The organism is Desulfofustis glycolicus DSM 9705 (assembly GCF_900130015.1).
Lineage (GTDB): Bacteria > Desulfobacterota > Desulfobulbia > Desulfobulbales > Desulfocapsaceae > Desulfofustis > Desulfofustis glycolicus.
In genome coordinates, this window is sequence record NZ_FQXS01000014.1 from 79985 (window position 1) to 101981 (window position 21997).

20 protein-coding genes are annotated in these 21997 nt (G+C 59.8%); 15 read left to right on the plus strand and 5 right to left on the minus strand.

What is annotated here, in order from left to right:
• The first annotated feature begins 231 nt into the window (after positions 1-231).
• Complete coding sequence (locus BUC26_RS12315) at positions 232-675, plus strand: PPC domain-containing DNA-binding protein (protein WP_073376440.1); 444 nt, start codon at positions 232-234, stop codon at positions 673-675.
• A 44-nt stretch (positions 676-719) separates the two neighbouring features.
• On the opposite strand, the gene BUC26_RS12320 is transcribed toward BUC26_RS12315, so the two are convergent.
• A complete protein-coding gene (locus BUC26_RS12320; RefSeq protein WP_073376441.1) occupies positions 720-2876 on the minus strand; it encodes an AsmA family protein in 2157 nt (718 codons plus the stop codon).
• A gap of 362 nt (positions 2877-3238) precedes the next feature.
• Here BUC26_RS12320 and BUC26_RS12325 point away from each other — a divergent pair, with 362 nt between their 5' ends.
• The 5 genes from BUC26_RS12325 (at position 3239) to leuD (ending at position 8380) form a co-directional block, all read left to right on the plus strand.
• Positions 3239-3499, plus strand: a complete 261-nt coding sequence (locus tag BUC26_RS12325; RefSeq protein WP_073376442.1) for a DUF4492 domain-containing protein — start codon at positions 3239-3241, stop codon at positions 3497-3499.
• A complete protein-coding gene (locus BUC26_RS12330; protein WP_073376443.1) occupies positions 3486-5021 on the plus strand; it encodes a cytochrome ubiquinol oxidase subunit I in 1536 nt (511 codons plus the stop codon). Before BUC26_RS12325 ends, BUC26_RS12330 begins: the two co-directional genes overlap by 14 nt.
• Positions 5018-6151 (plus strand): cytochrome d ubiquinol oxidase subunit II, encoded by a 1134-nt coding sequence (gene cydB / locus BUC26_RS12335; RefSeq protein WP_073376444.1) that lies wholly within the window; start codon positions 5018-5020, stop codon positions 6149-6151. Before BUC26_RS12330 ends, cydB begins: the two co-directional genes overlap by 4 nt.
• A gap of 181 nt (positions 6152-6332) precedes the next feature.
• Positions 6333-7748, plus strand: coding sequence for a 3-isopropylmalate dehydratase large subunit (gene leuC, locus BUC26_RS12340; RefSeq protein ID WP_073376445.1), 1416 nt, complete (start codon positions 6333-6335; stop codon positions 7746-7748).
• A complete protein-coding gene (gene leuD / locus BUC26_RS12345) occupies positions 7745-8380 on the plus strand; it encodes a 3-isopropylmalate dehydratase small subunit (protein ID WP_084540632.1) in 636 nt (211 codons plus the stop codon). Before leuC ends, leuD begins: the two co-directional genes overlap by 4 nt.
• A gap of 24 nt (positions 8381-8404) precedes the next feature.
• Here leuD and BUC26_RS12350 read toward each other — a convergent pair whose 3' ends face one another.
• From BUC26_RS12350 to def, 4 genes are read right to left on the minus strand one after another with little or no spacing between them, the layout of a single operon-like run.
• A complete protein-coding gene (locus BUC26_RS12350; protein WP_073376446.1) occupies positions 8405-8869 on the minus strand; it encodes a phosphatidylglycerophosphatase A family protein in 465 nt (154 codons plus the stop codon).
• A 2-nt stretch (positions 8870-8871) separates the two neighbouring features.
• Positions 8872-10041 (minus strand): nickel pincer cofactor biosynthesis protein LarC, encoded by a 1170-nt coding sequence (larC, locus tag BUC26_RS12355; RefSeq protein ID WP_073376448.1) that lies wholly within the window; start codon positions 10039-10041, stop codon positions 8872-8874.
• 4 nt (positions 10042-10045) lie between these two features.
• Complete coding sequence (gene fmt / locus BUC26_RS12360; protein ID WP_073376450.1) at positions 10046-11002, minus strand: methionyl-tRNA formyltransferase; 957 nt, start codon at positions 11000-11002, stop codon at positions 10046-10048.
• The gene (gene def, locus BUC26_RS12365; protein WP_073376452.1) at positions 11002-11517 is read right to left on the minus strand and encodes a peptide deformylase; all 516 of its coding nucleotides are present in this window, start codon (positions 11515-11517) and stop codon (positions 11002-11004) included. The genes fmt and def overlap by 1 nt, the downstream gene beginning before the upstream one ends.
• Before the next feature lie 73 nt (positions 11518-11590).
• Here def and plsY point away from each other — a divergent pair, with 73 nt between their 5' ends.
• From plsY to BUC26_RS12410, 9 genes are all read left to right on the plus strand, one after another.
• Entirely contained in the window at positions 11591-12310 is a 720-nt protein-coding gene (gene plsY, locus BUC26_RS12370) for a glycerol-3-phosphate 1-O-acyltransferase PlsY (RefSeq protein WP_244155846.1), read from the plus strand.
• Between the two features lie 69 nt (positions 12311-12379).
• A complete protein-coding gene (locus tag BUC26_RS12375) occupies positions 12380-13252 on the plus strand; it encodes a HesA/MoeB/ThiF family protein (protein WP_161949848.1) in 873 nt (290 codons plus the stop codon).
• Positions 13249-14418 carry an aldose epimerase family protein gene (locus BUC26_RS12380; RefSeq protein ID WP_161949849.1) on the plus strand — a complete coding sequence of 390 codons (1170 nt, stop codon included), beginning with the start codon at positions 13249-13251 and terminating at the stop codon, positions 14416-14418. The genes BUC26_RS12375 and BUC26_RS12380 overlap by 4 nt, the downstream gene beginning before the upstream one ends.
• 196 nt (positions 14419-14614) lie before the next feature.
• A complete protein-coding gene (locus tag BUC26_RS12385; protein WP_073376454.1) occupies positions 14615-15502 on the plus strand; it encodes an endonuclease/exonuclease/phosphatase family protein in 888 nt (295 codons plus the stop codon).
• A 128-nt stretch (positions 15503-15630) separates the two neighbouring features.
• Positions 15631-16680 carry a threonine aldolase family protein gene (locus BUC26_RS12390; protein ID WP_073376455.1) on the plus strand — a complete coding sequence of 350 codons (1050 nt, stop codon included), beginning with the start codon at positions 15631-15633 and terminating at the stop codon, positions 16678-16680.
• Positions 16680-17582: a DMT family transporter gene (locus tag BUC26_RS12395; protein ID WP_073376457.1), complete on the plus strand. Its 903-nt coding sequence runs from the start codon at positions 16680-16682 to the stop codon at positions 17580-17582. The genes BUC26_RS12390 and BUC26_RS12395 overlap by 1 nt, the downstream gene beginning before the upstream one ends.
• Before the next feature lie 524 nt (positions 17583-18106).
• On the plus strand, positions 18107-18733 hold the full coding sequence (gene upp, locus BUC26_RS12400; protein ID WP_073376459.1) for a uracil phosphoribosyltransferase: 627 nt from the start codon (positions 18107-18109) through the stop codon (positions 18731-18733).
• A 59-nt stretch (positions 18734-18792) separates the two neighbouring features.
• Complete coding sequence (locus BUC26_RS12405) at positions 18793-20115, plus strand: uracil-xanthine permease family protein (protein ID WP_073376460.1); 1323 nt, start codon at positions 18793-18795, stop codon at positions 20113-20115.
• 251 nt (positions 20116-20366) lie between these two features.
• Entirely contained in the window at positions 20367-21956 is a 1590-nt protein-coding gene (locus BUC26_RS12410) for an ABC transporter substrate-binding protein (RefSeq protein WP_073376462.1), read from the plus strand.
• The last annotated feature ends 41 nt before the right edge of the window (positions 21957-21997 follow it).

Consider the following 21997-nt stretch of genomic DNA (forward strand, 5'->3'; position numbering starts at 1 on the left):
AGCGGCACATCATTTCACAATAAATTATCCTACAATAATATATTATAAAATAAGAATTAGTCAAGTGGTTTCCCCGATGCTCATCACCGGGGCGTCGTCGGCCAGACTATTGCCGGGTGAGGGAGAAATGGTATATATGAGCGCAGGTGAAATCGTGAACGTGGGCAGTTCAGACCAAAGCCGGCTGTTTTCCGGCTGTGGTCTGAACTGCCGAACAGCCGGGGAGCGAACATGCGTTTTTCAGAGGCACGGCAGGGCCGGGTATTTATCCTGCGCTTGGAAGATGGCGATATCGTCCATCAGGAGATTGAACGATTCGCAAAGGAACAGGCGATAGCGGCGGCGGCCTTGATTATCGTCGGCGGCGCCGATCGCGGCAGCCGTCTCGTGGTCGGCCCGGAAACGGACCGCGGCTTGCCGTTGCGACCGATGCAGACAATTCTGGAACACGCCCACGAGATAACCGGAACCGGGACACTGTTTCGCGACGAGGACGGTCAGCCGCTGTTGCATATGCACCTGGCCTGCGGACGCGGGGAGAAGACGGTTACCGGCTGCATCCGCTCAGGGGTGGCGGTCTGGCATGTGATGGAGGTGATCCTATTCGAGATCTGCGATACCACGGCAAAGCGGGCCGACGAGGCGCCGCTGGACCTCAAGCTGCTGCAACCCTGAGACTCCCTGCGGGCCGACCTGCCGGGCGGTCCGCACGGCACCGCTCAATTGCCGAACAATCCCTTCAGCAGTCCCTTGGCCTTTTCCACTTCCTCGCTAAGTTGTTCCCGGCGTTCCGGGGTGATGGTACCGTCCTTGATGATGTCCTGGACATCCTGCCGATTCAGGAGCTGCTCTCTGGCAAGAGCCTCGAGATCCGGCAGGAACGTCGGGTCGGAGAAGGTTCCGCCGACCAATACGGGAACCGCGAGGCCGGATCGTTGCTCCTCGTCCCCCTGACCCTTGATGGTGGCCACCAGTTCCGGTCTGAGGCGCAGATCGAGCGTTTTTGTCACCAGGTTGGCGGTTCCGCTGGCGTCGGCCCTGATAAACGGTGACTTGAGGGTCGCCTCCGGTATGGTGATCAGACCATGGGCGATGGTGACGGGCAGGTTCAGCTCGGAGAAATCGGTACGCGGCCGTTCGCCCTGCTCGTCGAGGGAAAAACCGGAGGTGATGGTGCGGGCCAGCCGGGCCAGGTCGAGACCGATCAGGGCGCCATCGTTGAAGTGGAGCGTGCCGGTACCGTTCAGAGATGAAACGATGTCCGCCGACCGATCTCCGCTAGCGGCGAGATCAAGGTCTGCGGTGAGGCGTCCTTCCAGCAGGTCTTTGTCGGCAAAATCCCGCAGTAGCGGACCAACCTGTACCGATTCGATGGCAGCCGTGATCGATGAAGCGGGCACATTCTTGCCTAGGTCGACGCTGCCGGTGGCGCTGAGATGCCCTTCGTAGAGATCCAGGGCCAGCGAGTTGAGGGTAAACAGAGCGTCTTCTCCGGAGAGATCGAGCGTGACAGAGGTGGCGGTTGCCCCATGGACACGAACCTCGCCGAGCTTGATGACAGCCGTCAACACCAGGTTGCGCAGCGACTCGTAGGTTGCGGCGGGGCGTTCCGCCGACGTCGGTGGCTCGGCGCCGGTCTCCTGGTTGGCACCGGTGTCGGTCTGTTCACCGGTGGACTGCTGATCTCGGGCGTCGTCCTGGGGGTGTGAACCGGTGTTTTCGGGCTGCTGTGCAACAGGCGCACCACTGCTCGGACGGCTTGCCTGGTCGGCAGACGCCGGCGGCAGATACCGATCAAGATCGATACGGTCGATCGTCATGGCCAAATCGATTCGTGGTCCGGCAAACACGGTCATCATCCGCTCCAGTGACAGGGTCGTGTCGTCAATGACGATGGTGCCGTCCGCAACTTCCAGCTGCTGCGCAGTGCCGCGCAGATTAGCCTTCAGGGAAAAATTCTCCAGCGCCTGCGGGTCGGCGGTCTGCAGTGAGACATCCGGTTTGACCCGGTCGATCAGCTGCTTCGGATTGAAGGGATCGACGGTAATATCGAACTGGTACGACGGATTGGCGACCAACTCCTGGATAGAGCCGGTGATGCGGCTCTTCATCGTATCGAAGGCGGTGAAATTCAGGTCGATCGGCAGGGGGGTGCTCCCGGGTTGAGCGCCGAGCGGGCCGATTGAACCGGTTATGCGCAGCGGTTGGTTGTCGAACAGCGCCTCCAAGTTCAACGAGATCGGGCGATCAAGGGAGACATCGTTGAGCTGCAGATTGATGGCGGACATCTCATGGCTGGTCCCGGAGGTACGATCGACCACCCGGATGCTGCCGTTTTTGAGAGAAAACTCGGCAACCTCCAGCGAATTGAGCTGGAAAGCGCCGGCGGCGGCAGGGCTGCCTGCTTCCGGTGGTCCGCTGCCCTCCCGGTCAGGGTCGGCGGTTGCCGTTGGCGAAGGTGCTGAGGACGCGCCGTGTGCCTGCTTCTGCCAGTTGCCGCCGCCCTGTTCGTCTTTTTCCAGGTAAAGCTGTGGTCCGTCGATGATGAACCTGCTGATTTCGATATTTTTGGTAAGCAGCGGCAACGTCTTCAGTCGTGCCTCAAAGGAGCGGACCTGGAGGAGCGGCTGCTGGCCGGACCCGCTCGGGCCATCCAGTTGCAGGTCCTCGAACGTGAGGGCGATCCAGGGGAACAGGGAAAGAGTGATTTCGCCGTTGAGGTGGGCCGGCATGCCGGTGTGTTTGCTGATGGTTTTCTCGATGGTGGGGGTGTAACGCTGGAGATCGAGAAAACGCGGCACGATCAGGACTGCTCCGACCAGGAGCAGAATCAGGGCGGCGATGGCGAACAGACCGTAGGTGAAAACTCGTTTCATGATCGTTTCCTCTGAGAACGTTTTAATAAGCACGGAGAAATTTCAAAGAAGTGTCACTGCATTATCATCAACCTCCAGGCTGCGGTCAACCACTGGGCCTGCTTTTTTTTATTGTGCCAGGAAAACCTAGGCCGTCGTTGCTGCAGGTGAACTGATGACGGAGGAGCAGAACGGTTTAGCGGATGGGTTTGCTGGTAATGGTAATTATTATTGACAAGTTATCGCAATGTCGCTACGTTGCCTGAGAATATGGTGAAAAACTTCGCCTTCCGGGTTGTCATCACGGTAGCGAAGCGGGTACACTACGAACGAAACTCCGCTCAGTTTTGCACTGAAAACATGTGATCGTGCAGGAGGAAGGCATGACCATCTGGTCCTATCCGATCAGGATCTTCCGCTTTTACCGGGACGGGTTTGCTGCGATGACCGTGGGGCGGACCTTGTGGAAGTTGATTTTTATCAAGCTTTTTATCATGTTTGCGGTGCTCAAGGTGTTTTTCTTTCCCGATTTTTTGACGACACGGTTTGACACAGACGAACAGCGGGCCGGTTATGTGCTGGAGCAGATAACCAATGGTGCCGCCAACCAAGACGAGAGGAGGAATTCGCATGGGCGAGATTGATCTGGGCCTGGTCAACTGGTCCCGGGCACAATTTGCCTTGACGGCCATGTATCATTGGCTCTTCGTACCGTTGACCCTTGGCCTTTCATTTCTTTGTGCCTTTTTCGAGACGATTTATGTCCGGACCGGCAAGGAAGAATGGAAGCACCTGACAAAATTCTGGATGACTCTGTTCGGCATCAACTTTGCGATCGGTATTGCCACCGGGATCATCCTCGAATTTCAATTCGGAACCAACTGGTCCAACTATAGCTGGATGGTCGGTGATATTTTCGGCGCGCCGCTGGCCATCGAAGGCATCGTCGCCTTTTTCCTCGAGGCCACCTTTTTTGCCGTGATGTTTTTCGGCTGGAACCGCGTATCCAAGGGGTTTCATCTGTTCTCAACATGGATGGTTGCCGTCGGCTCCAACCTGTCGGCGCTCTGGATTCTGGTGGCCAACGGCTGGATGCAGCACCCGGTTGGCATGCAGTTCAACCCTGAGACGGTCCGCTTCGAGATGCAGAACTTCTGGGAGGTGCTCTTCTCGCCGGTGGCCGTTGCCAAGTTCACCCACACGACCAGTGCCAGCTTTATCGTCGGTTCCCTGTTCGTGATCACCGTGTCATCGTGGTACCTGTTGAAAGGCCGACACTTGTTGATGGCTAAGCGTTCGATCCTGGTAGCCTCGGTGTTCGGCCTGCTCTCCTTTTTCTATGTCAGCCTGACCGGTGACGAGTCGGCTTATTCCAATGCGTGGACCCAGCCGATGAAACTGGCCGCATACGAAGGTCTCTATGACGGCGAGCGACCTGCGGATATTGTTGCTCTCGGAATACTTAACCCGGCAAAACGGCCAGGTGATGATCGCCAGCCGTTTCTCTTCGAGATCAAGATCCCCTATCTGCTGTCGGTCCTGGCCAACCGATCCGTTGATTCCTTCGTTCCCGGGATCAATGATCTTCTATACGGCAATGAAGCGGAAGGGCTTGTCGGGATTGACAAGAAGATCGAGCGCGGCCGTATTGCCGTTGCCGATCTGGCCGCCTATAAGGAGGCCAAGGCGGCCGATGACACGGCGGCGGCTGCCGCCGCGCTGGCCCGGTTCGAGCAGAATAGCGAGTTTCTCGGGCATGGCTATCTGGAAAAGCCGGAAGACGCGGTACCACCGGTGCAGACCTCGTTCTATTCGTTTCACATCATGGTTTTTCTCGCTCTGTTCTTCGGTTTTATCTGTGCCGCCTATCTCTACTACACGATGAAAGACACCATCGAGCAAAAGCGCTGGCTGCTGCCGTTCGGCATCTCTTCTTTCTTCGTGGCGCTGACCGCCAGCCAGGCCGGTTGGGTGACGGCCGAAGTCGGCCGCCAGCCCTGGGCGATCCAGGATATGCTGCCGGTGGGCATGGCCACCAGCAACCTGGCGACGGGCAATGTGATCGCTACGTTCTGGATCTTCGCCGCGCTGTTCACCCTGCTGCTGCTGGCCGAAATTAAAATCATGCTCAGTCAGATCAAAAAAGGACCGGAGGGCGCGAAATGATCGGTTCACTCGATATCTCCGTATTGCAGCAGATCTGGTGGCTGCTCGTCGCTGTTGTCGGCTCGCTCTTTCTCTTCATGAATTTTGTCCAGGGCGGGCAGAGCCTGCTCTGGCAGGTGGCGAAAACCGAGACGGAAAAGTCGCTGGTCATCAACTCGCTTGGCCGGAAATGGGAATTGACCTTTACCACGCTGGTCCTTTTCGGCGGGGCTTTGTTTGCCGCGTTCCCGAAATTCTATGCTACCAGCTTCGGCGGCGCCTATTGGGTGTGGATGCTCATTCTGTTCACTTTTATCGTCCAGGCCGTCAGTTACGAGTTCCGGAAAAAGCCCGATAACCTGCTCGGTGCTCGGGTCTTTGAATTGTTCCTGCTGATCAACGGATCGATCGGTATCCTGCTGATCGGGGCGGCGGTCGGCACCTTTTTTACCGGTTCCAATTTCGAGTTGAACCAGTACAATCAGGCTCGCTGGACCCACCCGCTGCACGGACTCGAGGCGGCTTTCTCGCTGTTCAATCTGTCCTTCGGCCTGTTTCTCGTATTCAACGCCCGAGTCCTTGGGGCGATGTACCTGGTTAACAATATCGACTGCACCACGGTGCCACAGCTCGAGCAGCGGTTGCGCCGGGCCTGCCTGGTCAATCTCGTTTGTGCCCTGCCGTTTTTGCTTTTCATTCTCGGTTCACTGTTGGTCATGCCGGGCTATTCTGTTGACGGCAGCGGGGTGGTTTCACTGGTTCCCGGCAAGTATCTGGCGAACCTGCTGGCCATGCCGGTGACCCTCGGCCTGCTCGTCGCCGGTCTGGTGCTGGTGATCTGGGGAGTGGTTTCCACCGCGTTTCTCGGCGGCGGCCGGGGTATCTGGTTCGGCGGTTTGGGAACGGTTCTGGTCGGTCTGGCCGTGTTTGCCATTGCCGGGTATAACGACACGCCGTTTTATCCGTCCAAGGCAGACCTCCAGTCCAGCCTGAGCATTCATAACGCCTCGTCGAGCCATTACACGCTGACGGCCATGACCTATGTGGCGTTGGTGATCCCGCTCGTGCTTGGCTACATCGCCTATGTCTGGAAATTGATGAACGCGAGAAAGGTCGGTCCCGACGATCTTGAAGATTCCAAGGCCTATTGAGCTCTTTGCAAGGAGTGTGAGAGATGAACCTGGTATTAATGGTTTTGTGGTGCCTGTTGATTGTCGTGTCCTACGGGTTATCGGTCAAGGTGCTCGAAAAATCCAAGAAGATGTAAAGATCTCCGGCCGGTCGGCAGGCGGTTTGCCCTGTCCGGCGGGAGAGCATGAGTAGGAGTGAAGGATGGGAAAAAGCCTGTTTGACAAGGTCTGGGACGAGCACAAGGTGGCCGCTCTGTCGGAGACCAGGGACCAGCTCTTTATCGCGTTGCACCTGGTACACGAGGTCACCTCACCCCAGGCCTTTCAAGCCCTTCGTGAGCGTGGCCTGCCGGTGAAATATCCGGAGCGGACCGTGGCTACCGTCGATCATATCGTACCCACCGAGCAGCAGCTGGTACGGCCTTATGGCGACTCTCTGGCCGAAGAGATGCTGCAAGCGCTGGAGAACAACACCAGGGTCTTCGGTTTGCCGTTCTTCGGCCTTGACTCGGCGGCCCAGGGTATCGTCCACATCATCGGTCCCGAAAACGGCCTGACCCAACCGGGGATGACCATTGCCTGCGGAGATTCGCATACGTCGACACACGGTGCCTTCGGAGCGGTGGCCTTCGGCATCGGCACCTCGCAGGTCCGTGACGTGCTGGCGACCCAGACCCTGGCTCTGGAGCGGTTGCAGGTCCGGCGCATTGATGTGGTCGGCCGGCGGGGATTGGGAGTCTATGCCAAGGATATCATTCTGAAGATCATCGCCACCCTCGGCGTCAAAGGAGGGATCGGCTACGCCTATGAATACGGCGGGCCGGTGATCGAGGCCCTGTCGATGGAAGAGCGGATGACCGTCTGTAACATGAGTATCGAGGGCGGCGCCCGGGCCGGTTACATCAATCCGGACCAGACCACATTTGATTACCTGCAGGGACGTCCATTCGTCCCGGCAGGCGATGATTTTGCCGCCGCCGTTCGCCGCTGGCAGGCCATGACCTCGGACGATGATGCCGATTACGCGGACCGGGTAACCATCGATATCACCGGTATGGCGCCGCAGCTGACCTGGGGCATCAACCCGGGTCAGGTGACGGGGATCGACGAGCCGTTGCCTGAGCCTGACAATTGCGCCGAAGAGGAGCGGGACGGCGTGCGCAAGGCCTATGAGCACATGGGATTTCGACCGGGCCGGCGGTTGGCCGGAGAACCGGTCGATGTCGCCTTTGTCGGTTCCTGCACCAACGGCCGGCTGGCCGACTTCCGCGCCGCTGCCACCATACTCAAGGGGCGTCGCGTCGCCCCCGGAGTCCGGGCTCTGGCCGTTCCCGGTTCGCGCAGTGTCAAGCGCCGGGCCGAGGAGGAGGGGCTTGACGAGATCTTCCGCGCGGCCGGATTCGACTGGCGGGAGCCGGGCTGTTCGCTGTGCCTGGCCATGAATCCGGATAAACTCAGTGGCCGACAGCTCTGTGCCAGCTCGTCGAACCGCAACTTCATCGGCCGACAGGGCGCGCCGCTTGGCCGTACCTTGCTGATGAGTCCGGCAATGGTCGCCGCCGCCGCGGTGGCCGGAGAGGTCGCCGATGTCAGGGATTTTTTGGAGGGGCCCAGATGAGCAGCCAGATGTCCATTATCAAGCGAGTAGAGGGACGGGGACTGGTGCTGCCGGGCAACGATATCGACACCGACCAGATCATTCCGGCGCGTTTCCTGCGCGCCATCACCTTCGCCGGACTGGGCGAGCAGGTCTTTCGTGACGAGCGTTTCGACGAAAACGGCGCGCCGCGGCCTCATCCGTTCAACGACGAACGCTATCACGGCGCCGAAATCCTCATCGTCAACACCAATTTCGGCTGTGGTTCGAGTCGGGAGCATGCGCCGCAGGCCCTGCTGCGCTTCGGCATCAAAGCCATTGTCGGTGAATCCTTCGCCGAGATCTTCGCCGGTAACTGCGCCGGCATCGGTCTGGTCGTTGCCACCATGGCCCGGCCGCTCGTGGTCGACCTGCAGGCCCGGGTGCAGCGGGATCCGTTGCTGCCGCTGCTGGTCGATATCGAAAACTTACTGTTCGGTTGTGCTGACGAGCGCTTCCCTCTGGCCATGAACGAGGCGGCGCGGGCTGCCCTGCTCGGCGGAACTTGGGACAGCCTCGAGCAGCTCAGGCGCGACGATGCGGCCATCGAGCGGGTGCATCGTCGGCTGCCGCCGTTTTCCACGCTGCTGAACGCGGACGGGCAGCCACTGTAACCGGGCTGGATCTGCCGCCGTGTCTCAGGCGGATAGCCAGATCAGCAGCGGCCAGCAGAGTTGCAGGCAGACCAAGGCGTAGAGGCCGGCGGCGATATCGTCGGCCATGATGCCGATGCCGCCGTGCAGGTGGGAGTCAAGCCATGAGACCGGAAACGGCTTGACGATGTCGAAGAGCCGGAACAGCAAAAAACCGAGCAGCCAGGCCAACGGGTGATTGGGTGCCAGCGTCAGCGTGACGAAAATGCCGAGTATTTCGTCGATGACGATGCAGCCCGGATCGGGCCGGTTGAGGATCTTCTCGGCCGAACCGGCCGCCAGATAGCCGACGATAAATATGCCGCTCATGACCAGCAGATAGGTGGGCAGCGGCAGATTGCGGCAGAAAAACCACGGAATGAGCGCAAACGCCGAGCCCCAGGTGCCGGGTGCCTTTGGGATCAGGCCGGTATAGAGCCCGGTGGCTATGGCGACGATTAGCCGATCCATGGTCATTCTCCCTGCTCGCTGCGCAGCAGAATCTCGCGATAGACCAGGTCCAGCGATACCCGGTGTTGCTCGGCAACGGCCCGGCAGGCTTCATACTCGGGATAGACCTTCGAACCCATGGGGGTGTCCACCTCTTTGGCGGTCACTGCGCCCCAGCGAGTGGTAACGGTGACGCTGCGGCGCGGCAGAGTGAGCCGCTGCTCCGTGCGAAAGCGCAACCCGATCGACGAGGTCTCACTGAGGATCAATTCCTTGAGGTGCGCTCCGTGGACCGGAGCGGCGATCACCCGCAGACAGAAGCCGGGGCGCCCTTTCTTCATCTGCATCGGCGTCAGGCTCACGTCAAGGGCACGGCTGGCGAACAGTCTGTCGCAGAGCAGGGGAAATCCTTCCATGTGCCAGTCGTCGAGATGGGTCTCGATCACCTCGACTTCTGCCGCCTCGCCGACGGATTGAGTCTGGCCGATCATCATCCTGAGCAGATTGGGCCGCTGCTCTTCACCCTCCGCTTGACCGGCGCCGTAGCCGGTTTCCTCGATGCGCATCGGTGGCAGCGGACCGAAGCGTTCGACCAGCCCGGCAACCAGGGCGGCGCCGGTGGGCGTGACCAGCTCCCGCTCGGCCTCAATACCGCGGACCGGGATGTCGCGGAGCAGTTCACAAACGGCCGGGGCCGGCAAGGGCAACCGGCCGTGAGCACAGGAGACGAAACCGCGACCGAGCGGCAGCGGTGAGCAGTGCACGGCGTTGACGCCGATGAGCTGTAGGCCGACGACCGCACCGACCACATCGATAATGGTGTCGATGGCACCGATCTCGTGAAAGTGGACCCGCTCCACCGGCAGGTCGTGAACCCGGGCCTCGGCTTCAGCCAGACGGGTGAAAATCTGCAGCGCGCGCCGGGCAACCGCCGGATCGAGGTGGCTCTTTTCCAGGATTGCGCAAATATCGGGCAGGGTGCGCAGCGACCGGACGGCAGGGGCGTTGATCTGCACCGCTGTGGCCCTGATACCCTGTCTGGTGATCCGGCGAACCTTCATTTCCCAGGGATCGAAAACGAGACCGGCCAACTCACCGCGCAGTTGCTCGACATCGAGGCCGCAGTCCAGCAGCGCACCGAGCAGCATGTCGCCGCTGATGCCGGAAAAACAATCGAGGTAGGCGATCTTCATCGGATTATGCCGGCAGGCCCGCCAGGCGGCAGCCGGTCGTCAGCGGATGACCGTTGAGAAAGGAGGCGATGCTCATCCGACCCCGTCCTTCCGGTTTGACTTCCCTGATCAGCAGACAATTATGAGCCGTGGCCACCAGCAGGCCCTCACGGTCGGCGCGCAGAATGGTGCCCGGCTCCTGACTGCTCTCTTCGCCGATCACGGTCGGGGCAAAGAGCTGCAGTTTTCTGCCGTCGAGATAGCTGTAAGCGGTCGGCCACGGATCGAGCCCCCTGATCATACGGTGGATGTGCAATGCCGGCCGGTGCCAGTCGATACAACCGTCCTCTTTCTTCAACATCGGGGCGACGGTTGCCAGCGTTTCATCCTGTTTAATGGTTGCCAGCCCACCCTGACCGAGCAGGTCGATGGTATCCATCAATACCTGGCTGCCGAGTTCGGCCAGCTTGGGCAGCAGTGACCCGGCCGTCTCATCCGGATCGGGGTGCAGTGCGGCGGTGAGCAGGATATCCCCGGTGTCCATGCCCTCGTCCATCTGCATGATGGCCACCCCGACCTCGGCATCACCCTTGATCAGGGCCCATTGGATCGGCGCGGCGCCCCGATGACGGGGCAGCAGTGAGCCGTGAACGTTGATGCAGCCGTGCTTCGGCAGGTTCAACAGAGGCGGCGGCAGGATCCTGCCATAGGCCGCCACGACGATGAGATCGGGCTCATAGGATGCCAGGGCGGCGGCGAACTCGGGAGTCTTGATTTTTTCCGGCTGCAGGACCGGCAGGTCGTGTTCGCCGGCCAAGATCTTGACCGGGGGCGGCATCGGCCGCCTGCTCCTGCCTTTCGGTCGATCCGGTTGACTGACCACGGCGACGACCCGGTCAGGGCCATGGATGAGTGCGTTCAGGCTGGGAACGGCAAAGTCGGGCGTTCCCATGAAAATGATGCGAAATCTCTCTTGAGCCATTAAGCGGCCTGCTCCGCGGCCAGCATTTTTTTTCGCTTTTTCTTGTAGAGATTTCGTTTAAGTGGACTGAGGTGATCGATAAAGAGAACCCCGTTGAGGTGATCGATCTCATGCTGCAGCACAACGGCAAAGCGATTTTCCGTCTCCAGCTGATGCGCTGTTCCGTCTTCGTCCTGATAGGTGACGGTGACCTTGAGATACCGCTGGACCTGGGCCGTCAGCTCGGGCACGCTGAGGCAGCCTTCCTCGTCGACCTGATGTCCCTCGCGGGCGATGATTTCCGGGTTGATCATGGCCAGGTAGCGCTGCGGTTCATCGGGTGCGGTGGTGTCGACGACGATTACCCGCAACGACCGGCCGATCTGCGGCGCGGCCAGGCCGATGCCGGGGGCATCGTACATGGTTTCGACCATGTCCGCGATCAGGGTTCGCAGGCTATCGTCAAACGCTTTGACCGGCTGTGCCTTCAGGCGCAGGACGGGTTCGGGGTATTCCTTGATTGTCTGTATGGTCATTGGTATGCACGTTTGTTTTTCATCAAGATCGGCGCTGGGCGGACAATGTACCACAGCAACGTTTTCTTGACCAATGGTGATTGCTGCCCCGGCCCCATGGGCGTTGCAGAGCTGTTGCTTTGTCGATGGCGAAACGGTAAACTGGCGGCCTGCCGGAACCATATCTCAACACCATGCGCGGGGGATTATCGACTATATTATGAACATCCTGTGGCCAATTGCAAGTTATCTCATTGGTGCCATTCCCTTTGGCCTGCTGGTCGGCAGACTGGCGGGGATCGATGTGCGGACGGCGGGCAGCGGCAATATCGGCGCGACCAATGTCAATCGTCTGCTCGGCAAAAAATTCGGTGTGATAACGCTGGTACTCGACTGCCTGAAAGGATTTCTGCCGATTTTTCTCGCTACACTCTTGTTGCCCGCCGGGCCGTATCGCCACTGGCTTGTGCTGCTCTGCGGCATTCTCTCGGTAGTTGGCCATATGTTTCCGATCTATCTCGGTTTCAAAGGCGGCAAGGGAGTGGCCACTGCGCTCGGCGTGTTTTTGTTCTTGTCTCCGCCGGTTATTGCCATCAGCCTGACAGTCTTTATCGGGGTAGTGCTGTCGTCCGGGTTCGTCTCGGCCGGCTCGCTGGCCGCCTCAGCGCTGTTTCCCTGCTGGCTGTTTTTCTTCGGCCATCCGCCGGCGACCGTGCTGGCAGGTGGTATCGTCGCGGCGTTGATCTGGTTGAAGCATCACGAAAACATCGGGAGGTTGTGGCGTCGTGAGGAGAAGACCTGGAAGAGGAGATGATCTGCGGCCGGTCGGCTGTGCGGCTTTCACCAGAGAGTTCGCTTCGACAACAATGCTCGGAGCATGGCAATGAGCCTGGAGCAGCAGATCAGTGCGGTTGCCGAGATTCGCCGACGACCCGATGGCTCGGCTTATCGCAGCTTGCCCTACGCCGAGCAGCAGCAGCTGGCTGCGCAATCCGGGAGCGATCATCACGCCGTCCAAATTGCGGCATTGCAGCTGGACATTGTCCCGGAGGTTTACGCGCGCAACCAGACGAGTTTATCCTGTCGGGAGCAGCTCGAGTTGCTGCGTGCCGGGGTCGCGATCATCGGTCTCGGGGGGCTCGGCGGCGCCGTCTGTGAAATGCTCGCCAGGATCGGCATCGGCCGACTCACCCTGATCGACGGCGACCGCTTCGCGGACAGTAACCTGAACCGTCAGCTCCTCTCCAGCACCGAATCGCTCGGTCACTTCAAGGCGGAGGTTGCCGCCCGGCGAATCGGAAACGTCAATCCGGCGGTGATCTGTCGGCCGGTTCCTGAGTTCTTGACCACCGAAAACGGTGTCGATCTGCTGGGCGGAGTCACCGTCGCCGTCGATTGCCTCGATTCGATACCGGCCCGGTTGCTCCTCCAGGATCTGTGCGCATCGCAGGAACTTGTCCTGGTCTCTGCCGCGATCGGCGGCACATCGGGTCAGGCAACGGTGATTATGCCCGGAGATGAGGGGCTCTACCGTATCTATCGCGGCAACGAAGCGACAGTGGTCGGTGCCGAGGGAAGGCTGGGAACCCTACCGTTTACCGCAATGGCCATGGCCGCCGTGGAATGCGCCGAGGTGGTTGCCGTGGCCCTCGGGCGGCCGGCAGCCCTGAGAAACCGCTTGCTGGTCACCGACCTGGACGATCACTCGACCATGGTGATCGATCTGCCGGAGCGGAAACCCAACGGGAGCCGGTGACCGGAAAATCTTTTTCCCCGGCGAAGATGGTGCAAAAAGACGTGCAGGCGCAGGGAGGGACTCGGGGTTGTGCCGGGGCTTTCGCTATCGTTCGAGATGGGGTGACGCGGGTGAATCTTGTCAGGAAACCGTTTGGCAGCCACCAGGGCAGAGATATCGATCTCTATACCTTCAGCAACGATCATGGTCTGGTCGTCTCGCTGACCAATTTCGGGGGCATTGTCACTGCTATCCGGGTTCCCGATCGTCGCGGCGTCCCGGGCAATGTCGTTCTCGGTTATGATAATCTGGCCGCTTATGTCGACGATCGGGCGTATGCCGGGGCGATCATCGGCCGATGTGCCAATCGTATCGGCCAGGCCCGCTTCCAGATCGACGGCAAATTACACCGGGTTGCGGCCAATGAGGGCGCGCATCATCTGCACGGCGGACATGAAGGGTTCAGCAAGAAGATCTGGGAAGCCGAGCCGGTCCGCGAAGCCCGCGGCTGCGGTTTGCGGCTGCTCTTGACCAGCCCGGATGGTGACGAGGGGTATCCGGGCATTGTCGATGTTCGGGTACTCTACCTGCTCACTGCCGATAACTCTTTGATTATCGAATACACCGCGGCCGGTGATCGGTCGACCGTGGTCAACCTGACGCAGCACGCCTACTTCAATCTGGCCGGCAGCGGCACGATTGACAACCACCGTTTGCAGATCCGCGCTTCCGGGTATATCCCGATGGATCGTGATCGGATCCCGGTCGGCATGCTGAAACCGGTTGATGGTACCGATCTGGATTTTCGCTCACCGCGGCTGATCGGCCGGGCCATCGACGAAATCAGCGCGGACCTGCTGATCGACGGGGGGCTCGACCACTTCTTTGTGCTTGACGGCGGTCGTGACGCAGACGCGGTCGCCGCCACGTTGTACCATCAAGGCTCCGGCCGAGCTCTGACCATCAGGACCAGCCAGCCGGGCCTGCAGCTTTCCACCGGCAATCAGTTGGACGAACAAATGTTCGACAACGGCGGCCGGCCGCTGCCCCGGCGCGCAGCACTTTGCCTGCTGCCCCAGCACTTCCCCGACTCGCCCAATCACCGCGCCTTCCCCTCGGTTATCCTGCCGGCAGGAAAGAGGTATCAGCACACCACCCGTTATCAATTCAGCACCCATCCGGCCTGAGTATCGACCGTCGGCACAAGATGCGACGCTCGATGCTTCACGGTGCAGATGCGCAGCGCATGGCTGGGCTTTGTCATAGCTTCTCTTCGGTCAGGGCGGAGGCGATCAGGACGTGCAGCCGGACTTTGCTCATTGCGTCTATCGGTATGGTGGTTTATAGTTGTCAGGATATGCGTTTATTGATGATGAGGTAGTGATGCAGACAATGAAGACAATGCGCGGCCAGCTTTTTCTGGTCCTGACCCTGGCGGCAATCGGAGCGCTGTCGATCCTGTTGAGCGATGGCTTCGCCGTGCCGGACCACGCCTATGTTTTGAGCGGGGGCCAAGGTAAGGTGTCAATCCGCAGCAGTGGTTCCTGTGGCGGCGACGGCGCTGGCCTTGCAGAACCGGTCGTCGGCATCGATCCGGCCGGGTTTTCCGTTTTCAGTTGGAACACCCATAAGGGCGACGATCCGGAGTGGCAACGAGATCTCGTCTCTCTCGGAAACGATGCGGATATCGTGTTGCTGCAGGAGGCCGCTCTCGGAGAAAATCTTCGGACCCAGCTTTCCCTGATGGGCCGGGACTGGCAGTTGGCGCCGGCGTTTCAATCGGCCGCGGGAGAGACCGGCGTGATGTCGATTTCCCCGGTCAGGCCCCACGATTATTGCGCCCTGCGAGAGACGGAACCGATTATCAGGATCCCCAAAATGGCCCTGACCAGCACCTATCCATTGCATGGCACGTCCGAGGTGCTGCTGGTCGTCAATGTCCACGTGGTCAATTTTACCCTCGCCCTCGATTCGGTGCGCAGCCAGATTGATGAGATAAAGGGGATGATCCGTTCCCATCGCGGACCGGTGGTCGTTGCCGGTGATTTCAACACCTGGAGTGAGGCGCGGCTGGAGTTGATCGATTCGGCAATGGCGGCGCTGGACCTGCAGCCGGTAGCGTTTCATCCCGATCATCGCAGTCGCTTTTTCAACCGCACTGTTGATGCCGTTTACTGCAGGGGACTTGAGGTCGTCAGCGCGCGCAGTTACCCGGTTCAGAGTTCCGACCACAACCCGTTGAGTGTTCACTTCCGGATCAGTAACGGCTGATCCCGATTACGCCTGTCGCGCCGGCGCCGCAAAGGTTCCGGTGGCGTCCGAGGTGACGTACTTTCCTTGCAAAAATCGCTGGAACAAGTATATTCGTCCAGCCGAACAGGGGGAGGAGAGTGCAGACCATGAAAGCAGCGCAGCAATTTGCCAGCGACAACAACGCCGGAATCTGTCCGCAGGCCTGGTCCATTTTGGCCGAGGCCAATCAGGGACACGCCTCGGCCTATGGGGACGACTGGTGGACAAAGCAGGCAATCGATCGTATTCGTGGACTGTTCGAGGCCGATTGCGAGGTGTTTTTCGTCTTTAACGGCACCGCCGGCAATGCTCTGGCGCTCGCCTCGCTGTGCCGGCCCTATGATGCGGTCGTCTGCCACCGGCTGGCCCATATCGAGACCGATGAGTGCTCGGCGCCGGCGTTTTTTAGCGGCGGCACCAAGCTTCTGCCCGGTGACGGCGCCGACGGCAAGTTGACGCCTGCCATCGTCGAAGAGATCGTCGGTCGGCGCAATGATGTCCATTTCCCCCGGGTTCGCGTGCTCAGCCTGACCCAGGCCACCGAGGCCGGCACGATCTATCAACCCGATGAGCTGCTCGAGCTGACTGCCCGTGCCCGGCACCACGGCCTGTTCGTACATCTGGACGGCGCCCGGCTGGCCAACGCGGTATCGACGCTCGGGTGTTCGCCGCGCGAGTTGACCGTGGACTGCGGTGTCGACGTCCTCTGCTTCGGCGGCACCAAAAACGGCATGGCGGTCGGCGACGCGGTGATCTTTTTCGATAGACGTCTGGCCGATGGCTTTGCCCGGCGCTGTAAACAGGCCGGGCAACTGGCATCGAAGATGCGTTTCCTCGCCGCTCCCTGGATAGCCATGCTCGACGACGGCAGTTGGCTGACCCACGCCCGCCACGCCAATGATTGTGCGGCGCGGCTCGAGGCACGGCTGCAGACGCTGCCGGGTGCGACCATCCTTTTTCCCCGGCAGGCCAATACCCTGTTTGTCGGCATGGCCGATCACCATCTGCAGGCCCTGAAAGAACGGGGCTGGCGCTTTTATATCTTCCCCGAGGCCGGCGGAGCGCGGTTCATGTGCTCCTGGGATACCGACATCGCCATGGTTGATCGTTTCGCCGACGATATCGAAGCGATTCTCACCGGGCAGGACGGCCGTTGATGTCCAGATTGCAGGCCAACTCCCTGCTGCTGCTAACCGCGATTATTTGGGGCACGACGTTTGTCGTGCAGCAGGTCGGTACCGGCGGTCTGCAGGCCATCACTTTCACCGGCACGAGGATGCTGGTCGGCGGGATTTTCATCCTACCGCTGGCGATTCGGCAATTCAGAAGAGTCCACGGCGGGGAACGTCGTTTCGGCCGTCTCGACTGGTTCGGCATTATCCTTACCGGCGTCATTCTGTTCACCGGTGCGACGCTCCAGCAATACGGTATTTTCCACACCACGGTCACCAATGCCGGCTTTCTGACGGCCCTGTATGTGCCGCTGGTACCAATCATTTCCTTTTTCCTGTTGCGGCGGAAGGTACACTGGGCGGTCTGGCCCGGTTCGGCCTGCTGCCTGGCCGGCACTTATATCATGAGCGGCGCCCAGGGACTCGATCTGCGCCTCGGCGATTTCTGGGTGATCGCTTCCAGCCTCTTCTGGGCATTTCATGTCATCATCGTCGGCACCATGGCCGTACGTACCCGGGCACCGCTGGTGGTGGCCTGCGGTCAGTTCTTCGTTTGCGGCCTGTGCGGGCTTGCCATTGGCCTGCCGGTCGAACAACCGGAGCTGGTGTTTTTTCACAACGGCCTGTTCGGCATTCTCTATGCCGGCTTGTTATCGACCGGTGTCGGTTTTACCCTGCAGGTTGTCGGTCAGCGCTTCACCCACGAGGCCGATGCGGCGATCATCCTCAGTTCGGAAACGGTCTTCGCTGCGCTGGCCGGCGTGCTTTTTCTCGCCGAACGGCTCGGGGCGGCGGAATTCTCAGGGGCGGCACTGATCTTTTTCGGTATCATGATCGTGCAGTTACTGCCGATGGTGCGACGCCGGGCTCGCCGGCTCAGCGGGTGAGCCCGTGGCCGCCGGCGGCCAAATGGCTTGCATTTTTCAGTCTATTTTCTATAAACAAGAGCGGTGCATGATTTCCCTCACTCTCTCAATCGCGGAAATCCGACTCCCATGATGCCAGCCAACCAGTCCCGTTGCCGGAAGTCCGCCGTTGTTCCCACCTTGTTTTTTTCTATGAAACGGCAAAGTTTCACTATTCGTTGTAACGCTCCGTTATGGGGGTTATACGAAAATCATTTCCCCGGGCTGGGCGGTTCTGTCGGAGGCTGCATCGCGAAGGCCCGGCTGGTCGGAGAATCAGGCCCGAAGGGCTGCGGACAGGACGTCCGCAGCCGGCGGTCAGGCCATGGATGGCCTGACCGCCGGCCTCGGAGGCCAGACGATCAGGCCGCAGCGCAGCAGCTGGAGGCAGGACCGGCCAGCCCTTCCGACCATGACGCCGATTTTCATGCTTCCGTTGTGACGTCCCTTCATGGGGGTTATATCCAAAGCCGCCCACAAGAATCCCTCAATTCCAGGAGCATCCCATGAGTGTTCATATTGCCGATCATCCGCTGATCAATCATAAACTCGGCTTGATGCGGGTTAAAGACATCACGACCAAGGACTTTCGGGATCTCGCTTCAGAAGTATCCCGGTTGTTGACCTACGAGGCGACCAAGGACTTGCAGACCCAGACAAAGACGATCGAGGGCTGGGCCGGATCGGTCGAGGTACAGGAGATCAAGGGCAAGAAAATCACCATCGTGCCGATTCTCCGGGCCGGGCTGGGTATGATGGACGGCGTGCTGGATATGATTCCCACCGCCAAGGTCAGTGTGGTTGGCTATTATCGGAACGAGGAAACGCTGCAGCCGGTTGAATATTACGTCAAGATGACCGGTGAGCTGGAAAAACGCATCGCGCTGATCGTCGATCCGATGCTGGCCACCGGCGGCACCTTGCTGGCGACCATCGAGACCCTGAAACGGGCGGGGTGCCGGTCGATCAAAGGGCTGTTTCTGGTGGCCGCGCCGGAAGGGCTGAAGCGGGTCACCGAGGCGCATCCCGATGTGGAGATTTACGTGGCGGCGGTTGATGAGCGGCTCAACGAAGTCGGCTACATCCTGCCCGGTCTCGGCGACGCCGGCGACAAGATATTCGGCACCAAGTAGCGGCAACCGGGTTTAGCGATATATGACAGGTAATCTAGAAAACGGGAGGGAGTGATAAGATGTCTGAAGATGTGCAGGATACACGCTATCGATTTCGTGCCAAGGACAGTCTGCTTGGGGCGCAGATGCTGTTCGTGGCCTTTGGCGCATTGGTGCTCGTGCCGATTCTCACCGGCCTCGACCCCAATGTCGCATTGTTTACGGCCGGCGCCGGCACCCTCGTCTTCCAGGTGATCACCCGGGGGCGGGTGCCGGTTTTTCTTGCCAGCTCATTCGCCTTTATCGCCCCGATCATCTACGGGGTGCAGACCTGGGGCGTCCCGGCAACCATGTGCGGTCTGTCGGCGGCCGGACTGCTCTATGTGCTGCTCAGTTTTCTGATCCGCTTTTTCGGCTCGGATATGTTGCATCGCATCCTGCCTGCCGTGGTAACCGGACCGGTGATCATGGTTATCGGCCTCGTTCTGGCTCCGGTTGCGGTTCACATGGCCGCGGGCCGGACCGGTGACGGCTCGGCCTGGCTCGTTCCGGGAACGACCTCGATGATTATCGCCGGCATTGCCCTGGCGACCACGGCGCTCACCGCGCTGCTGGGCCGCGGCTGGTTGCGACTGATCCCGATTCTCTGCGGTATTTTGGCCGGTTATCTGACCTCGCTGGCGCTCGATGTTACCGGTATCAGCGCCTCGCTGCAGGCGTCGTTCGACCCCGGAGACCTGCCCAACTGGACGGCTCCGGCCCTGATCTCGATGGCGCCGGTCGCCGATAAAGCCTGGCTGGCGATGCCGAATTTTGTCATGCCCGAATGGAGTTGGGCGGCGATATTTTTCATCGTGCCGGTGGCCATTGCTCCGGCTATCGAACATTTCGGCGACGTACTGGCTATCGGTTCGATCACCGGCAAGGATTACCTGAAAGATCCCGGTATCAAAAATACCATGCTCGGCGACGGAGTGGCCACCTCGCTCGCTTCTTTTCTCGGCGGGCCGCCCAATACTACCTACTCCGAGGTGAGCGGCGCGGTAGCGTTGACCAAGGCGTTCAATCCGGCCATCATGACCTGGGCGGCGCTCTGTGCCATTTTCCTCTCCTTTGTCGGCAAGATCGGCGCATTGCTGGCGACGATCCCGTCGCCGGTCATGGGCGGCATCATGATCCTGCTGTTCGGTATGATCACCGTGGTTGGCATCAACACGCTGGTAAAATCGGGTAAAGACCTGACCACCCCGCGGAATTTGATTATCGTCTCGGTCATCCTGGTCGTGGGTATCGGCGGCATGAAGTTTTCCGCCGGCACCTTTGCCATCGAGAAAATCGGCCTTGCCGGTATCGTTGGACTGTTGCTCAATTTGCTGCTGCCCGAGGAGCGGGCGCAAGCGTAGTGCGAGCCGGGCCGTAAAAAATGCGTATGTTGCACCATCGACGCGATGACGGCTTGCGTTGCGCATCGCGGGCGATTATCATCTGGTGAGCGTTACAACCGGGAGATTTAACGGTGATGCCGGCTGTACGCCATTTCAAAATCAGTGATTCAACAGAGGAGACGGTTGGAGAGAACGGCGTTGACGGCACAACGGCTGTCAGCGCCCGGTGAAACCACTAACATCAAGAGAGGAGTAGACCCATGAGATCAATGAAGACGTTGCTTGCCGCTGTGTGCGGGGCGTCCCTTCTTGCCATCGGGGCCGCCGGAGTCCAGGCCAAGACTCTGGTTTATTGCTCGGAAGGCAGCCCCGAGGGATTCAATCCCGCCTTTTATACGTCCGGGACCACTTTCGATGCTTCGTCGCGGGCGGTCTTCAACCGCCTGGTAGAATTCGAGCGCGGCACCACCAAAGTTATTCCGGCCCTCGCCGAGTCTTGGGAGATTTCCGAGGATGGCACGGAGTATACCTTTCATTTGCGTAAGGGGGTCAAGTTCCACACGACCAAAGAGTTCACACCGACCCGTGACTTCAATGCCGATGACGTTATCTTTTCCTTTATGCGGCAGCATAGCCCCGAGCACCCGTTTCATAAGGTGTCAGGAGGTACCTACGAGTATTACGGATCGATGTCGATGAACGACCTGATCAAGGATGTGGTCAAGGTTGACGACTATACGGTCAAATTCCTGCTCAATCGTCCGGAAGCGCCGATGATCGCCAATCTCGGCATGGACTTTGCGTCGATTTTCTCCAAGGAATACGCAGATCAGATGATGGCTGCCGGTACCCCCGGCGTGATCGATCAATTGCCGGTTGGCACCGGGCCGTTCCAGCTGGTCGCCTATCAGAAAGATGCGGTTATCCGTTATGCCGCCCATCCCGATTACTGGGCCGGCAAGGCGGCCATCGACAACCTGGTGTTCGCCATTACCCCCGACGCTTCGGTTCGCTACGAGAAACTGAAAGCCGGCGAGTGTCATGTGATGCCGTATCCGAACCCGGCCGATATCGAGGCCATGGCCAAGGATCCCGAAGTCAACCTGCTTCAACAGGAAGGGCTGAACGTCGGTTATATGGCCTACAATACGAAGATGGCGCCCTTTGATAACGTCAATGTTCGTAAGGCGCTGAATATGGCGATCAACAAGCAGGCCATCATCGACGGTGTATTCCAGGGTGCCGGAAAAATTGCCAAGAATCCGATCCCGCCGACCATCTGGTCCTATAACGAAGCCGTGCAGGACGATCCCTACGATCCGGAGAAAGCCAAGGCCATGCTCGAGGCCGAAGGCGTCACCGGGCTGAAGATGAAGGTTTGGGCGATGCCGGTACAGCGTCCGTACAATCCGAACGCCCGCCGGATGGCCGAGCTGATTCAATCCGATTTCGCCAAGGTCGGAGTCGAGGCGGAAATCGTTTCCTATGAGTGGGGCGAATATCTCAAACGTTCCACAGACATGGATCGTGACGGCGCCATTCTGCTCGGTTGGACCGGGGATAACGGTGATCCGGACAACTTCCTGGCCGTCCTGCTCGGTTGTGACGGTGTCGGCAAGGCCAACCGCGCCCAGTGGTGTCATCAGCCGTTCGAAGACCTGATCCAGAAAGCCAAGGTCGTCTCAGACGTCGACGAGCGAACCAGGCTCTATGAGCAGGCGCAGGTAATCTTCAAAGAGCAGGCACCGTGGGCGACCATTGCCCATTCGGTGGTCTTCAAGCCGGTCCGTAAGGAAGTCGTCGATTTCCGGATCGACCCGTTCGGCGGCCATGTCTTCTATGGTGTCGATCTCAAGTAGTTCTGATTGAGGCGGACGCGAGGTCGGGCCGTCCTGGCCCG

Bases quoted from the DNA above. Each gene is read 5' to 3' on its own strand.
- BUC26_RS12315 (WP_073376440.1), top strand. From the start codon at position 232: ATGCGTTTTTCAGAGGCACGGCAGGGCCGGGTATTTATCCTGCGCTTG.
- fmt (WP_073376450.1), bottom strand. From the start codon at position 11,002: ATGGCTCAAGAGAGATTTCGCATCATTTTCATGGGAACGCCCGACTTT.
- BUC26_RS12330 (WP_073376443.1), top strand. From the start codon at position 3,486: ATGGGCGAGATTGATCTGGGCCTGGTCAACTGGTCCCGGGCACAATTT.
- BUC26_RS12375 (WP_161949848.1), top strand. From the start codon at position 12,380: ATGAGCCTGGAGCAGCAGATCAGTGCGGTTGCCGAGATTCGCCGACGA.
- cydB (WP_073376444.1), top strand. From the start codon at position 5,018: ATGATCGGTTCACTCGATATCTCCGTATTGCAGCAGATCTGGTGGCTG.
- BUC26_RS12350 (WP_073376446.1), bottom strand. From the start codon at position 8,869: ATGGATCGGCTAATCGTCGCCATAGCCACCGGGCTCTATACCGGCCTG.
- def (WP_073376452.1), bottom strand. From the start codon at position 11,517: ATGACCATACAGACAATCAAGGAATACCCCGAACCCGTCCTGCGCCTG.
- plsY (WP_244155846.1), top strand. From the start codon at position 11,591: ATGGTGATTGCTGCCCCGGCCCCATGGGCGTTGCAGAGCTGTTGCTTT.
- larC (WP_073376448.1), bottom strand. From the start codon at position 10,041: ATGAAGATCGCCTACCTCGATTGTTTTTCCGGCATCAGCGGCGACATG.
- BUC26_RS12390 (WP_073376455.1), top strand. From the start codon at position 15,631: ATGAAAGCAGCGCAGCAATTTGCCAGCGACAACAACGCCGGAATCTGT.
- BUC26_RS12325 (WP_073376442.1), top strand. From the start codon at position 3,239: ATGACCATCTGGTCCTATCCGATCAGGATCTTCCGCTTTTACCGGGAC.
- BUC26_RS12385 (WP_073376454.1), top strand. From the start codon at position 14,615: ATGCAGACAATGAAGACAATGCGCGGCCAGCTTTTTCTGGTCCTGACC.
- leuC (WP_073376445.1), top strand. From the start codon at position 6,333: ATGGGAAAAAGCCTGTTTGACAAGGTCTGGGACGAGCACAAGGTGGCC.
- upp (WP_073376459.1), top strand. From the start codon at position 18,107: ATGAGTGTTCATATTGCCGATCATCCGCTGATCAATCATAAACTCGGC.
- BUC26_RS12320 (WP_073376441.1), bottom strand. From the start codon at position 2,876: ATGAAACGAGTTTTCACCTACGGTCTGTTCGCCATCGCCGCCCTGATT.
- BUC26_RS12405 (WP_073376460.1), top strand. From the start codon at position 18,793: ATGTCTGAAGATGTGCAGGATACACGCTATCGATTTCGTGCCAAGGAC.
- BUC26_RS12395 (WP_073376457.1), top strand. From the start codon at position 16,680: ATGTCCAGATTGCAGGCCAACTCCCTGCTGCTGCTAACCGCGATTATT.
- leuD (WP_084540632.1), top strand. From the start codon at position 7,745: ATGAGCAGCCAGATGTCCATTATCAAGCGAGTAGAGGGACGGGGACTG.
- BUC26_RS12410 (WP_073376462.1), top strand. From the start codon at position 20,367: ATGAAGACGTTGCTTGCCGCTGTGTGCGGGGCGTCCCTTCTTGCCATC.